This window comes from Sorangium sp. So ce375 (assembly GCF_051473855.1).
Classification (GTDB): domain Bacteria; phylum Myxococcota_A; class Polyangia; order Polyangiales; family Polyangiaceae; genus Sorangium.
The window spans coordinates 4,688,889-4,704,652 of sequence record NZ_CP150335.1; the positions used below are offsets into that span (position 1 = coordinate 4,688,889).

The window sequence follows — 15,764 nt, forward strand, 5'->3', positions numbered from 1 at the left end:
GTATGGGCCATTCCGGCTCAGGGCTGACAATTGCCAGAAATTGTTTGGAACCTCTGATCAGCAGGGTTGGTGAACATCCCATGGAAAAAGATCGCGGCTCGAGGGAATGGGCGCTGCGGTGGAAGCGCGCCGAGCTCGAGCGGCGGGTTGACCGGGGCGGGTCGACCGGGTTGACGACGAACGCGCGCAGGACGCGTGGGGCTCCCGAGCACCGCGCCAGCATTGAGCCTCGAATGCACGGCCTCGATCCGCTCAGGCCGATCGAGGCCAGCGCGGCGCAGGTGAGGTCGAAAATTCTCAGCCCCATTGTGCCCGGAAGCGGGCCATTCCGACCGATGAAGACACGCAGATTCGGTGGACATGGCGCGAAATGGGCTCGAAACGCGCACAGTATCGGATGAGGGCGCCCAGGCGCGCGGGTCATCCGTCTCGCTCTCGTCGAGCACCTCCGCGCCGCGCCGCGCTCGCAAGACGCGATGCGCACACCCGCGTGAAATTTTCATGACATTCATCGTGCGGCACACCGGGAAGCGGGATCAAAGAAGCGTGGGTCACGCTTGCATTGTGAGGCGGCTCTGTAGTATACCCCACCGGCGTTCGTCGAAATTCAGGATGGACGGCTGGATATGCGCAAGATCGGCGTTGGAATCATCGGTTTTGGCACGATGGGCGAGCGGATCGCTCACCTCCTCGTGCAGCGCCCTGATTTCCAGGTCGTCGCAGCGTGGGATCCATCCGCTGAAGGAGCTCAGCGCATCGAGGCATTCGACCGGTCTTGCCGGCGGGGCGCCGCCGAAGAGGTGATTGCTGCTCCGGCTGAACTTGTCTACATCGCCTCGCCGCCGGCGACCCACCTCGAGTACCTGCGCCTCGCCGCAGGGGCGGGCAAGGCGATCCTGTGCGAGAAGCCGCTCGCGGTCGATGTCGAAGCGGCCGGGGCGACCGTGGATCAGCTCGAGCGGGCCGGCGTGCGCGCCGCCGTCAACTTCGGCTTTGCCGTCTCGCCGCCGGTGCTGGCGCTCTGGGACGCGCTGCGCGCCGGGCGCATCGGCGAGGTGCGGCACGCGCGCATCGAAGCCTCGTTTCGCGCGTGGCCCCGACCGTGGCAGCGCGCCGGCGGCTGGCTCGTCGGCCGCCGCGAGGGCGGCTTTGTCCGCGAGGTGCTGTCGCATTTCGTGTTCCTGGCGCAGCGCCTTCTCGGGGCGCTGCGCGTCGAGCGCTCGCACGTCGATTTCCCGGCGGACGGCGTCACGTCGGAGACGGCCATTCAGGCCCGGCTGACCGCGGGGGCCATTCCCATCGAGGTGAGCGCTTGCGTCGGCGGAGGAGAGGACGACTTCAACGCCTTCACCGTGATCGGAGAGCGCGGGGCGGGCCGCACGCATCACTGGTACAACGCCGAGATCCGCGAAGGCGTGAGCTGGGTCGATCTCTGCCCGGCCACGCCGGAGCAGGCCCTCACGCGCAACCGTGCGGCGCTGCTCGACCATCTCGCGGCGATGATGCAGGGCGGCTCGCACGCCCTCCCTGGCTTGCGGGAAGCGCTCTCGGTCCAGAGCTGTATCGAGCGCCTCCTCGCTGCTGGGGCGACGGGCCCGTGAATCGGAGCCAACCTTCGCCGTCGGTCGCCGTCGGTTATCGTCAATAGCTGTCAATAACCAGCAGTCTCCGTCATTCACCGTCAGTCTCCGTCATTCGCCGTCATTTCATGCAGCGAAACGGAGCTCGCTCAGGTCGCCCCGTGGAATGGACGCTACGCCAGCTTACGAGAGTGGTCTCCCATGGCTGAAAAACTCTTGACTAAGGTCACCTCGCTCCTGGGGACGCTTCGAGAAACGACCGTGCTTCCCCTCGAGTGTGATGGGATCAAGCTCTTCGCCAAGATCGAGGGGCACAACCCGGTGGGGAGCTTGAAGGATCGCCCCGCGCTCTGGATCCTGCACCAGGCGATCAAGCGGGGCGAGATCCACGACAAGACCGTTCTCATCGAGTCCTCCTCGGGGAATTTCGCCGTCGCGCTCGCGTTCTACGCGCGCCAGCTCGGCCTCGAGTTCATCCCGGTGATCGATCCGAACACCACGGAGGCGTACGAGACCCTCCTGCGCCGGCTCTGCCCGAACGTCGTCAAGGTGAGCGAGCCCGACGACACGGGTGGCTTCTTGAAGGCGCGGCTCCGGAAGCTCCGGGAGCTGCGGGAGACCATCGACGATTCGTACTGGACCAACCAGTACGGCAACATGGACGCGGTCGGGGCCCACTACCGCTTCACGGGTGAGGAGATCTGCTCGGCTTTCTCCGAGCTTCACTACGTCTTCGTGGGCGTGAGCACGGGAGCGACGATCGCGGGTATCTCCCGGCGGGTCAAGGAGGCGTTCCCGGACGCGCGTATCATCGCCGTCGACGCGCAGGGCTCGGTCATCTTCGGAGGCCCTCCAGGGCCGCGACACATCGCGGGTATCGGCGCCGGCGTCCGATCCAAGCTGGTCGACGAGGCGCGGATCGACGACGTCGTCCTCGTCCCGGAGGCCGAGACCGTGCGTGGCTGCCGCGAGCTCCTCACGCGGCACGGGCTGCTCGTCGGGGGCTCGTCTGGATCGTGCTACGCGGCGGTGAAGAAGCTCCTCCCGAGGATGCGCTCGACGAGCCGACCCTCGGTGCTGTTCATCTGCGCTGACCGCGGCATCTCGTACGCGGACACCATCTTCAATGACGCCTGGGCGTCCAGGCTCGGCGCCTAGAGGACGCACTCCGGAGGTTTTGGGGATCTCCGCGCGCGCCTCGTGACGAGGCAGGCAGCGCGGAGCCCGGGCGGCCGAGCACCCTTGTTCAACGCATGTGACGCAGGTCCCTGACTGGCGATCGCGCCGCTCCGGAGGAGCGACGCCAGGCTCGGGGCCAGCGTGAGACGACGGAGAGCGCATTCGAATGGATTTCTCGATCGTTACGGGCAAGGTGATCCACGAGATCATCCATGCCGACATCCCCGCCTGCGTGGAGCGCGTCAAGAGCGCTTACCTGATGCACGAGGACGGGAAGACCGTGAACCCGGACAGCTATTTCCTGCGGTTCCCGGAGCAGCCGCGGAACCGCATCATCGCGCTGCCCGCGTTCCTCGGGGGAGACGTCGGCGTCTCGGGCATCAAGTGGATCGCGAGCTACCCCGACAACATTCGCCGGGGGATCCCGCGGGCCTCGGCGGCGCTCCTCCTGAACAGCTACGAGACGGGTTACCCCTTCGCCTGCCTCGAGAGCTCGATCATCTCCGCCGCCCGCACGGCCGGCTCGGCGGCGCTGGCGGCCGAGTGGATGAACGGCGGCAGGCGCGCCGTGAGCAGGCTGGGCATCATCGGCAACGGCCTCATCGCGAGGTACATCTACACGTTCCTCCTCGCGCTCGGCTGGGAGATCGGGTCGGTGCTGCTGTACGACCTGGACAAGGCGGAGTCGCAGCGGTTCGCGACCCAGGTGTGCAAGCCGGATCGCCATGGCTTGATCGACCGCGCTTCGAGCCTCGAGGCCGCGGTCACCGGCAGCGACCTCCTCGTCCTCGCCACGGTGGCGGGCGAGCCCTACATCCTTGATCCGGCGCTGCTCTCGCACAACCCGCTCGTGCTCAACATCTCTCTCCGCGATCTGGCGCCGGAGCTCCTGCTCGGGTCCTACAACATCGTGGATGACGTCGAGCACGTGATGAAGGCGAACACGTCGCCACACCTCGCGGAGAGGCTGAGCGGGGGCCGGAGCTTCGTGACCGGGACCCTCGCCCAGCTCATGCGCGGTGATTGCCGGATCGGCCTCGACAAGCCGGTGATCTTCTCGCCGTTCGGGCTCGGGGTGCTCGACCTCGCCGTCGGCCAATGGGTCTACGACGTCGCGAGGGCGTGCGGCAAGCTCGTCGTCATTGACGACTTTTTCTTCGAGATGGCGCGCTGAGCCAGGTGAACCGTGCGCCTCGCATGGCGCGTCCGTCCGGTGACGACGGCGCATCGGCAAGCTCGATGTCGCCGGCGTGACCATGCCGTCTGTAACAGAGGTAGTGTGTAGATGACGACGCTCGAACAGCACCCGCGGTACGCCACACTCATCGATCTGCTCGAAGCGCGGAGCGCGGAGACGTGCGGATACAGCTTCCGCGACGACAGCGGGAAGATCGTGGCCCGCATGAGCTACGCGGACCTCGCCCGCCGCGCTCGCCAGGTCGCGTCCGCGCTCCGCCAGGTCGCGGAGCCCGGAGAGCGGGCGATCCTGCTCTACGAGCCTGGGCTCGAGTACATCGTCGCCTTCTTCGGCTGCGTCTACGCGGGGCTCGTCGCCGTCCCGGCGTACCCGCCGGATCCGGCGCGGATCGAGCGGACGCTGCCGCGGCTGAGCGCCATCCTGAAGGACGCGCGGGCCGGGCTCGTGCTCTCCACGGGCGCGATCGCGTCGATGGCCGCGCACCTGTTCCAGCACGCGCCGGAGCTCGGCGCGGCGCGCTGGATCGCGACCGACGAGCTGCCGGCGGAGGGCGAGGGCGCCTTTCAGCCGCCGAGGATCGGCGCGGCGTCGCTCGCTTTCCTCCAGTACACATCGGGCTCCACGGGCACCCCGAAGGGGGTGATGCTGAGCCACCGCAACCTGCTGCACAACCTGGAGAGCATCTCACGCTGCTTCGGCGCGCACCGGGGCAGCGCGGGCGTGATCTGGCTGCCTCCGTACCACGACATGGGCCTCATCGGCGGCATCCTCGAGCCGCTGTACATCGGGTTCAACGTGGCGCTGATGTCCCCGCTGACGTTCCTGCGGCACCCGTTGCGGTGGCTTCAGGCCATCTCGGACGAGCGAGCGAGCATCAGCGGCGGCCCGAACTTCGCCTTCGAGCTGTGCGTCCGCAAGAGCTCGCCCGAGGAGCGGCGCTCGCTCGATCTGCGCTCGTGGGAGCTCGCCTTCTGCGGCGCGGAGCCGGTGCGGCCGGCGACCCTCGAGAGGTTCGCGGCGGCCTTCGGGCCGTGCGGGTTCAAGAGGACGGCCTTCTATCCCTGTTATGGGCTGGCGGAGGGGACGCTCATCGCCTCCGGCGGGAGACCGGGCAGCGGCGCCGTCGTGGGCGCCTCGAGCGCCGCGGCGCTGGAGCAGGGGCGCGCCGATGAAGCAGCCGCAGGCGAGGCGGGGGCGCGGGTGCTCGTCGGCTGCGGCCGCTCGCTGCCGGACCAGGAGCTCGTCGTTGTGCACCCCGAGGCGCTCACCGCGTGCCCCGCGGGGCACGTCGGCGAGATCTGGCTCCGCGGTCCCAGCGTGGCCCAGGGCTACTGGGGTCGCGCCGAGGAGACGAAAGCGACGTTCCGCGCGCGGCTCGCGACCGGCGAGCCGGGCGAGTTCCTCCGCACGGGCGACCTGGGCTTCCTGAAAGAGGGGGAGCTCTTCGTCACCGGGAGGCGCAAGGACCTGATCATCCTCCGCGGCCGGAACCACTATCCGCAGGACATCGAGCTCACCGTCGAGCAGAGCCACCCGGCGATCCGGTCGGGGTGCTCGGCGGCGTTCGCGGTGGAGATCGACGGCGAGGAGCGGCTCGCCCTCGCGCTGGAGATCGACCTCCGGAAGGAGCGCGACCTGCGCGCGCGCCTCGCGGCGTGCGAGGCGGCGGTCGGGGCGATCCGGGAGCGGCTCGCCATGGAGCACGACCTGCAGCCGCACGCGGTGGCGCTCCTCCCGCCGGGCAGCATCCCGAAGACGTCCAGCGGCAAGATCCAGCGACACGCGTGCCGCGCGGCTTTCCTCGGCGGCGAGCTCCAGACCGAGCTGCTCTGGCGCGCCGACGAGGTGAGGAGCGGCGCGCGCCTGGATACAGACGCGGCCGCGGCGCCCGCGATCCAGGCGGCGCCGCGCCCGGCGCCCCGAGGAGACGCGGCGACCGTGGGGGAGCTGCGCTCGTGGCTCTGCGGTTACCTCGCGAGGTCGCTCGGCGGGCCCGCGGGCGGGCTCGATCCGGAGGCGCCCATCACCCGGTACGGCCTGGATTCGCTGCGCGCGGTCGAGCTGTCCTCGAGCCTCGAGCAGGAGCTCGGCGTACCGGTGCCGCTCGACGTGCTCCTGCGGGGCCCGAGCGCGGACGCGCTCGCGCGGCACGTGGCGGCGCAGCGCACCGAGGCGCCGCGACCGGCGGGAGCGCAGACGCCCGCGCTCCTGCCCCGGAGAGCGCCGGGGCCGCTTCCGCTCGCGCCCGTGCAGCAGCGCCTGTGGTTCCTGGCGAAGCTCGATCCCGACAACCCCGTCTACAACATCCCTGTGGCCGTGGAGCTCTCCGGCGAGCTCGACGCGGCGGCGCTGCAGCGCGCGCTCGACGCGATCGCGCGCCGCCACGAGCCGCTGCGCGCGAGCATCGAGGAGCGGGACGGGAAGCCGATCCAGGTGATCGCGGCGGAGGGGGCGCTGCCGCTCGAGATCGTGGACCTGACGGGCCTGCCGCTGTCCGCCCGGGAGGTCGAGGCGCAGCGGCGGTCGCGCGAGGAGGCGCGGCGCCCGTTCCAGCTCGCGCGCAGCCCGCTCGCGCGCGCCACGCTCCTGCGCATCGAGCCGCGGCGGCACGTGCTCCTCGTCGTGGCGCACCACCTCGTGGCGGACGGCTGGTCCTTCGGGGTCTTCGCCCGCGAGCTGTCGGCCCTCTACGGGGCGTTCTCGCGGGGTGGTCCATCCGAGCTCGCGGATCTGCGGCTGGGGTACGCCGACTACGCCCTCTGGAAGCAGGAGCTCCTCGACGGCGGCGTCGCCGCGGACCAGCTCGCGCGCTGGCGCACGAGGCTGGCCGGCGCTCCCGAGCTGATCGAGCTGCCGACGGACCGCCCTCGACCCGCGGCGCAGACCTACCGGGGCGCGAGGCTGCCGGTGCGGTTCCCGCGCGCTCTGCGCGAGGCCCTCGAGGGCATTGGCCGGCAGGAGCGCGTCACCCCCTACATGGCGCTGCTCGCCGGCTTCGCGCTCTTGCTGGGGCGCTGCTCGGGCCAGGAGGACGTGAGCGTCGGCTCCGCCGTCGCCGGCCGTCCGCCGGAGCTGAGCGGGCTGTTCGGCATGTTCACGAACACCGTCGTCCTGCGGGTCGATCTGTCCCGCGCCCGCACCTTCCGGGAGCTGCTCGCGCAGGTGCGCGACGTCGCGGTCGAGGCCTACGCGGACCAGGACGTGCCCTTCGAGCGGGTGGTCGAGCACCTGCGGCCGGCGCGCAGCCAGAGCTTCTCCCCGCTGTTCCAGGCGATGTTGATCCTGCTCCCGGACCGGGCGGTCGATCTCCCGGCGCTGCCGGGGCTCACGGCGCGCCCGGTGGAGATCGATCCGGGCACGTCGATGGTGGACCTCACCCTCTCCCTGAGGAGCGGCGAGGAGGGGTTCGAGGGGTACTTCGAGTACAGCGCCGATCTCTTCGACGGCGCGACGATCGCCCGGATGGCCTCGCGGCTCGGCGCGCTGCTGCTGTCGGCGGCGTCGAGCCCCGATCGCCGCCTGTCCGAGGCGACCGTCATGGACGAGGACGAGCTGCGGCTCGTCACGTCGGGCTGGAACGCGACACGCGCGGAGTGGACGACCGACGCGTGCATTCATGAGCAGCTCAGCGATCAGGTCCGCCGGACGCCGGACGCGACGGCGTGCGTCTTCGAGGGCGAAGAGATCACGTACCGCGCGCTCGACGCGCGGGCCGACGCGCTCGCGGGCGAGCTGCGATCGCTCGGCGTCGGGCCCGAGGTGATCGTGGGCCTGTGCGCGGAGCGGTCGATCGACATGCTCGTGGGCCTGCTCGGCATCCTGAAGGCGGGCGGGGCTTACCTGCCGCTCGATCCGTCGTACCCCTCGGATCGCATCGGCTACATGCTCGACGACGCCGGCGCGCCGGTGGTCGTGACCGAGGACCACCTCACGACGCGGCTCGCTGGATCGAAGGCGCGCGCAGTGATGCTCGGCGGAGGCCGGAGCCGGCCGGAGCCGGGCGCGCCGCCGGCGGCCGGCGCACGCCCGGGGAACGCCGCGTACGTCATCTACACGTCGGGCTCGACGGGGAAGCCCAAGGGCGTCGTCGTGCCCCACCGGAGCGTGGCGAACTTTTTCAGCGCGATGGATCGAGCGCTCGGGCCCGTCGCTCCGGGCGCGCGCTGGCTCGCGGTCACGAGCATCTCCTTCGATATCTCCGTGCTGGAGCTCCTGTGGACGCTCACACGCGGCCTGACGGTGATCCTTCAGGGAGATCAGCGACACCGGGCGCCGCGGCGGCAGCCGAAGGGCCGCACCGGCGCTCGTCGGCCGCTCGGCTTCAGCCTGTTCTACTTCGCCGATGACGCCGATCAGGGCGGCGGCGATCGGTATCGGCTCCTCTGGGAGGGCGCCAAGTTCGCGGACCGCCACGGCTTCATGGCCGTGTGGACGCCAGAGCGCCACTTCCACGCGTTCGGCGGTCTGTACCCCAATCCATCGGTCGTCAGCGCGGCCATAGCGGCCATGACGGAGCGGGTCGCGATCCGCGCAGGCAGCGTCGTCCTCCCGCTGCACCACCCGGTCAGGATCGCGGAGGACTGGGCCCTCCTCGACAACATCTCGCGCGGCCGGGTCGGCGTCTCCTTCGCGTCAGGCTGGCACGCGCGCGACTTCGTCCTCGCCCCGGAGCGGTATGCGGACCGGAAGCGGACCATGCTGGAGGGCATCGACGCGGTCCGCAGGCTCTGGCGCGGCGAGCGGCTGACGTTCCCGGACGGGGCGGGGAAACCGACGGAGATCCAGATCCGACCGCAACCGGTGCAGCGCGAGCTGCCCGTCTGGCTGACGGCTGCGGGCAACCCCGAGACGTTCGAGGCCGCGGGCCGGGGCGGGATGAACATCCTCACGCACCTGCTCGGCCAGAGCATCGATGATCTCGCGGAGCGGATCGCGATCTACCGAGATGCCCGCCGTCGCGCGGGGCACGAGGGCGAGGGGCACGTCACGCTCATGCTCCACACCTTCGTCGAGCGGGACGCCGATCTGGTGCGCGCCCGGATCAGCGCGCCGTTCCGCAGCTACCTGCGCAGCTCGGCCGATCTGATGAGGGGGCTCGGGCGCAGCCTGGGCATCGATCTGGACACCTCTGTCCGCGAGGAGGACCTCGACCTGCTCGTCTCCCACGCCTTCGACAGGTACGTCGAGACGAGCGGTCTGTTCGGGACGCCGAGCGACTGCCTGGATCGGGTCGCCCAGCTCAAGGAGATCGGGGTCGACGAGATCGGCTGCCTCATCGACTTCGGCGTCGATGCCGACGCCGTGCTCGCGAGCCTGCCGTACCTCGATGAGCTGAAGCGCCGGAGCGAGCGAGAGGACCGGCGGGGCCTGGAGGACACCTCGGCGCCCAGCCAGATCCAGCGTTATCACGTGGATTACCTCCAGTGCACGCCGTCGCTGCTGCGCGGCATGATGCTGGAGCCCTCGGCGGGAGCTGCCTTGTCCAGCCTGCGCGCGCTGCTCCTCGGCGGCGAGCCGCTGCCGTTCGATCTCGTCGAGGAGATCCGCAAGACGTTTCCGGGCGCGCTGCTCAACATGTACGGCCCCACGGAGACGACCATCTGGTCCTCCACGCACCTCGTCGAGCGGGCGGCTGGGACGGGGTGGGCGTCCATCGGGCGGCCCATCGACAACACCGCGCTTTACATCTGCGATCGCCACCTCCAGCTGGTGCCTGTCGGCGTGCAGGGGGAGCTGTACATCGGCGGCGAGGGCGTCACGCGAGGTTACCTGTCGCGCCCGGCGCTCACGGCGGAGCGGTTCCTGCCGGATCCTTTCTCCGGCGACGCGGGGGCGCGCATGTACCGCACGGGGGATCGGGTGCGGTGGCTGCCGGACGGAACCGTCGAGTTCCTCGGCCGCACGGACCACCAGGTCAAGCTGCGGGGCTTCCGCATCGAGCTGGGCGAGATCGAGGCTCTGCTCGCGCAGCACGAGGCGGTCGCGCTCGCGGTGGTCTCGGTGCGCGAGGATACCCCTGGGGATCGGCGGCTCGTGGCCTACGTCGTGCCCGCGCCGGAGAGGTCCGTGGATGAGGCGGAGATCAAGCGCTTCGTGCGCGATCGGCTGCCGGACTACATGGTCCCGTCGGTCGTCGTGGCGCTGAGCTCGCTCCCGCTCACCGCGAACGGCAAGATCGATCGCAAGGCGCTCCCGCGGCCCTCGGGGGAGCACGCGATGGACAGATCGACCTTCGTCGCGCCGCGCACCGAGGTCGAGGGGCGCGTCGCGCAGATCTGGGCCGAGGCGCTCGGCGTGGCCGGGGTAGGGGTCGAGGACGACTTCTTCGCGCTCGGCGGGCACTCGCTCCTCGCGACCCAGGTGGTGGCCCGGCTGAGGAGCGCCTTCGGCGTCGATCTGCCGCTCGGGCTCATCTTCCAGTCGCCCACCGTGGCGGCGATCGCCCGGCACATCGAGGCGAGCGCCGGCGCCGCCGAGCTCCTGCCGCTCCGGCGCGTCCAGCGATCGGGGCCGCCGCCGCTCTCGCTCGCGCAGGAGCGCATGTGGTTCTTGCACCAGCTGAGCCCCGAGAGCGTCGCGCAGAACGTGGCGTGGACCGTGCGTTTCCCGTCGGCGATCGACCCGGCCGCCCTCGAGCGGAGCGTGACGGAGCTGACGAGGCGGCACGAGATCCTGCGCACGAGCTTCCCGAGCGTCGAGGGGCGGCCGGTCCAGCGCGTCGCCCCGCCGTCGCCGGTGCCGGTGCCGGTCACCGATCTGCGGGGCTTGCGGCCGGACGCGCGGATGGAGGCGGCCCGCGAGCGGCACCTCGGGCTGGCGCTCCAGCCGTTCGATCTCGACGAGGGGCCGCTCCTGCGCATCGAGCTGCTGCGCCTCGGCGACGCGGAGGACGTGCTTGTCGTGGCGCTCCACCACATCATCACCGACGGCTGGTCGCTCGGGGTGCTCGCCCGCGAGATCGTGGCGCTCTACGAGGCGTTCTCCAGCGGCCGCCCCTCGCCCCTGCCCGAGCTGCCGATCCAGTACGCCGACTTCGCCGTGTGCCAGCGGCAGTGGCTGAGCGAGGAGTCGCTCGCGGCGCAGCTCTCCTACTGGAAACAGGCGCTCGCCGGCGTCCCCGCCGTGCTCGAGCTGCCGTCCGACCGCCCGCGGCCGCCGGTGCTGAGCTACCGCGGCGGACGGCACGCGATCCGCTTCTCCGCGGCGACGACCGAGGCGCTCAAGGCGCTCGGCCGGCGCGAGGCGGTGACGCTGTTCATGACGCTGCTCGCGGCGTTCCAGGTGCTGCTCCACCGCTATTCGGGGCAGCGGGACATCGTCGTGGGATCCCCCGTGGCCGGGCGGAGCAGGCAAGAGCTCGACGGGCTCATCGGCTTCTTCCTCAACACCGTCGCGCTGCGCGTCGACCTCTCCGGCGATCCGAGCTTCCTCGATCTGCTCAAGCGGGTGCACCGGACAGCGCTGGAGGCGTACGCTCATCAAGACCTGCCGTTCGACAAGCTGGTGGAGGAGCTGAACCCGGCGCGGAGCCGCGCCCACGCCCCCATCTTCCAGGTCATGTTCATCCTGCAGGATCCCACCGGCGCCTCGCGGACCGAGGCGCTGGAGACCGAGGAGGTCTTCACCGGGACGGCGATGTTCGACCTGACCCTGGCGCTGACGGAGGCAGAGCAGCAGCTCGGGGGCCATATCGAGTACAACACCGATCTCTTCGATCCGCCCACGATCGCCCGGATGGCGGCGCACCTCGATCAGCTCCTCGAGGGGATCGCGCGTGACCCGACCCGCCCGATCTCGTCGCTGCCGCTCCTGCCCGCGGACGAGCGGCGGACGCTCCTCGACGACTGGACCCGCACCGAGATGCCGTTCCCCGAGGAAGAGTGCTTCACGACGCTCTTCGAAGCCCAGGTGGAGCGGACGCCGGACGCGATCGCCGCCGTGGCGGAGGGGGGAGCCTCGTTGAGCTACCGGGCCCTCGATGAGCGCGCGGACGCCCTCGCTCGCGCGCTCGTGCGCGACGGCGCGGGGCCGGACGAGGTGATCGCGCTGCTCGCGGAGCGCGGCCTCGACTTCCTCGGCGGGATCCTCGGCGTGTGGAAGGCGGGGAGCGCCTATTTGCCGCTCGATCCGTTCCACCCGCCTCACAGGATCGCTCAGGTGCTGGAGAGCAGCGGCGCGCGGCGCGTCCTCGTCTCTCGACAGCTCGAGGCCGCGCTGCGGCGCGCCCTCTCGGGGATGGCCGCCGCGCCGCAGATCATCCGCCTCGAGGAGGCGCTCACGCCGCTCGCCGGGGCAGCGCGCGCTCCTCTGCCGCGCGCTCGCCCGTCCAACCTCGCCTACGTCATCTATACGTCGGGATCGACCGGAGCTCCCAAGGGGGCGATGGTCGAGCACCGCGGCATGCTCAACCACCTCTTCGCGAAGGTGCAAGATCTCGAGCTCACCGCGGAGGACTGCGTCGCTCAGAACGCGTCCCAGTGCTTCGATATCTCGGTCTGGCAGTTCCTCGTCGCGCTCCTCTTGGGCGGCCGCGTTCACATCCTGGGAGAGGAGGTCGTCCGGGATCCCGCCCGGCTGCTCTCCGCGGTCGAGGAGCATGGCATTTCGATCCTCGAGGTCGTCCCTTCCATGCTTCGCGCGGTGCTGGCGGAGGCCCGCTCGATGGAGGGCGCACCCGAGCTGAAGGGGCTCCGGTGGATGGTCGCCACCGGAGAGGCGTTGCCGCCGGAGCTGTGTGCGCAGTGGATCGAGGCAACTCCCGGCGTGCCGCTCCTCAACGCGTACGGTCCGACCGAGTGCTCCGACGACGTGACGCACTACCGCGTTCGGGAGGTGCCCATCGCCGCGAACGTCCCCATCGGGCGCGCGATCGCGAACACACGCCTCTATCTCCTCGATCGCCAGGGCCAGCCCGCGCCGATCGGGGTTCCGGGCGAGCTGTTCGTGGGCGGCGTCGGCGTGGGGCGCGGCTACCTGCGGGATCCCCGGCGTACCGCCGACGTGTTCTTGCCCGATCCGTTCTCCCCCCGGCCCGGGGCCCGCATGTACAAGACGGGCGACCTCGCGCGGTACCTGCCGAGCGGCGATATCCAGTTCCTCGGCCGGCTGGATCACCAGGTGAAGGTGAGGGGGTTCAGGATCGAGCTCGCCGAGATCGAGTCGGCGCTCAAGAGGCATCCCGGCGTGGCGGAGGCGGTCGTCGTGGCCCGGGAGGACAGGCCAGGGGACAAGCAGCTCGTGGCGTACGTGGTGCCGGCCGCGGGCTCGCCGCGCTCCGCCGCCCTGCTGAAAGAGCACGCGAGGGAGCTCCTGCCCGAGTACATGGTGCCCGCGTTCGTCGTGCTGCTCGACGCGCTGCCGCTCAACGCGAACGGCAAGGTCGATCGCAAGGCCCTGCCGCCGCCCGATCGGAGCGGCGCGGCGGATGGCTTCGTCGCGCCGAGGGACGCGCTGGAGCGAGAGCTCGCCGCGATCTGGGCCGCGGTGCTGGGCGCGGAGCGCGTGGGCGTGCGCGACGACTTCTTCGAGCTCGGCGGTCACTCGCTCCTGGCCGTGCGGCTCATGGCGGAGATCCAGGCGCGCACCGGCCAGCGGCTGCCGCTCGCGGCGCTGTTTCAGGGGGGGACGGTGGAGCGCCTCGCCGCGCTCCTCCGCGATGAGCGGCGCCTCGATCCGAGCTCGCCGCTCGTGACGATCACGCCCGGCGCCCAGCGGAGGCCGTTCTTCTGCGTCCACCCCGTGGGGGGCAACGTCCTGTGCTACCGCGAGCTCGCGCGGCGGCTCGGCGCGGAGCAGCCGTTCTACGGGTTGCAGTCCCCTGGGCTCGACGGGGCCCAGGCGCCGCCGGCCAGCGTGGAGGAGATGGCAGCGCGCTACGTGAGCGCGGTGCGGTCGGTGCAGCCGTCGGGGCCCTACCTGCTCGGCGGCTGGTCGATGGGAGGCGTCGTCGCGTTCGAGATGGCGCGGCAGCTCGAGCGCAGCGAGCAGCGCGTGGAGGTGCTCGCGCTCATCGACGCGAGGGTCGAGGGCAGCAGGCCCGACGTGCCGCCTGCGGACGCGGATCGCCTCCTCCACGCCCTGTTCGACAACGATCTGGCCCGCGTCTCCGGCGGCAGCCCGCCCCCCGAGGACGCGCTGCCGGCGCTGCGCCGTGTCTTCATGAACAACATGAAGGCGCTCTTTCGCTACGACCCCGGGCCGTACGGCGGGGCGATCACGGTCTTCCAGGCCGTCGACGGGCGGGTCTCGTCGCCGGATGCCGTGGACGCCTGGCGGCGCGTGGCGCCCTCGGGCGTCGAGGTCGAGCGCGTGCAGGGCGACCACTATTCGATCCTCCAGGCGCCCGGCGTCGAGCAGCTCGCCCGGAAGCTCCGCGCACGCATCGAGCAGGCCCGGCGCGAGGCGCCCTGAGCGGCCGATCATCGACCGGCCTCATGCCGGCCCCGCCGCCGCGCGGGGCCGGCGCGCCTGCTCGCGGCGCTGGCACGCAACGAAAGGAACGCAGTCGGTGAGATTGACGACGACCATCTGCACATCGCTCGACTCCGTGGATGACGCGGAGCTCGACCACGTCACGGCGGAAGCCGACGTGTTCCTCGATCGCCGTTGGCTGCGGATGCTCGACGCGCTGGATTTGACCCCGCTCGCGCGCGGGGAGCTGTCCCTGCGCTATGTCCTGGTGCGCGATGGGGCCCGCCTCATCGCCGTTTGCCCGTTCCTCGTCACGCGCAGCCGCTCGATCTACTATCATTATTCTCTCGAGAAGTTCTTCTTCGTCTCCTGGCAGGACGAGCTCGTCAGGATGAACCCGGAGAGCGCGCGCTGGAGCCGGTGGGTCATCCAGGCGGTCAATGCGTACCGGGCGTTCGCGCGGGCGTCCCGCTCGGGGATTGACGGGTGGGTGCTCGCCGCGAGCCCGCTCAGCTATCGCGGGGGCATCGCCACGGCGCCGGTCGATCCGGCGGCGTTGCTGGAGGTGCACCGCGCGGTGCTCGACGCGCTCAAGGACGAGGCGCGCAGAGAGCGGCTGCCGCTCTGCTTCTACGGCGTCGACGCCGGGCGCGCCGAGCTCCGGAGATCGCTGCGCGGGAGCGGGTTCGAGGAGGTGTTCCTCGTCTATGACAACCGGCTGGACACCGATTTCAAGGCCTTCGACGATTACCTCGCGCGCTTCCAGAGCAAGGAGCGAAAGGCCTTCAGGCGCGACATGAGGAAGGTCGGCGAAGCCGGTATCCAATTCACCGTGACGTCGAATTGGGGCTCCCTGGGCGGCGATTTCGAGCGCCTCTACGAGACGACGTACTCGAAATACGGTGAGGAGCACTTCCGTCACCCGGAATCGTTCTGGGCTCAGCTCGAGCGTCACCTCGGCCCGAGGGCCGAGGCGATCGTGGCGCGCAACGGCTCTACCGTCGTCGGCTTCACCTCGATCCTCCACAAGGGGGACGACCTCTGGGTCTACCGCATCGGCCGCACCGAGGAGCAGGGGCTGGAAGACACGCCGCTGTATTTCAGCCTCGTCTTCTACGAGCCGATCAAGCGGGCGGTGGCGCTCGGCGCCAAGCGGATATGGCTCAGCGGCGGCACATGGAAGACGAAGCGACGCCGCGGCGCGGTGGGTCAACCCCTGTACAGCTACATGTGGTTCCCGTCCTCGTGGTCACGAGCGGTCCTGATGCCCTACATGTCCCTGTTCTCGAAGATAAGTCATGCGGAGATGACCAAGGTCGTCGCCCCGCCGGGCCCCCCGGAGGCGGGATCTCCGGACGCCCCGGGCGACCCGTGAGTCACGCGCGGTGTCGCCAGAA

The 15,764-nt window shown here is 70.6% G+C and carries 5 protein-coding genes; all 5 read left to right on the forward strand.

Annotated features, from left to right (window positions below):
• Positions 1–626: 626 nt before the first annotated feature.
• The 5 genes from WME90_RS17445 (at position 627) to WME90_RS17465 (ending at position 15,742) form a co-directional block, all read left to right on the forward strand.
• Positions 627–1,601 carry a Gfo/Idh/MocA family protein gene (locus WME90_RS17445; protein WP_437282271.1) on the forward strand — a complete coding sequence of 325 codons (975 nt, stop codon included), beginning with the start codon at positions 627–629 and terminating at the stop codon, positions 1,599–1,601.
• A gap of 180 nt (positions 1,602–1,781) precedes the next feature.
• Positions 1,782–2,738: a 2,3-diaminopropionate biosynthesis protein SbnA gene (sbnA, locus tag WME90_RS17450; RefSeq protein WP_437282272.1), complete on the forward strand. Its 957-nt coding sequence runs from the start codon at positions 1,782–1,784 to the stop codon at positions 2,736–2,738.
• Between the two features lie 187 nt (positions 2,739–2,925).
• On the forward strand, positions 2,926–3,933 hold the full coding sequence (gene sbnB, locus WME90_RS17455) for a 2,3-diaminopropionate biosynthesis protein SbnB (protein WP_437282273.1): 1,008 nt from the start codon (positions 2,926–2,928) through the stop codon (positions 3,931–3,933).
• Between the two features lie 111 nt (positions 3,934–4,044).
• On the forward strand, positions 4,045–14,367 hold the full coding sequence (locus tag WME90_RS17460) for an amino acid adenylation domain-containing protein (RefSeq protein WP_437282274.1): 10,323 nt from the start codon (positions 4,045–4,047) through the stop codon (positions 14,365–14,367).
• Positions 14,368–14,503: 136 nt separating this feature from the next.
• A complete protein-coding gene (locus tag WME90_RS17465; protein ID WP_437282275.1) occupies positions 14,504–15,742 on the forward strand; it encodes a peptidogalycan biosysnthesis protein in 1,239 nt (412 codons plus the stop codon).
• Positions 15,743–15,764 lie beyond the last annotated feature (22 nt).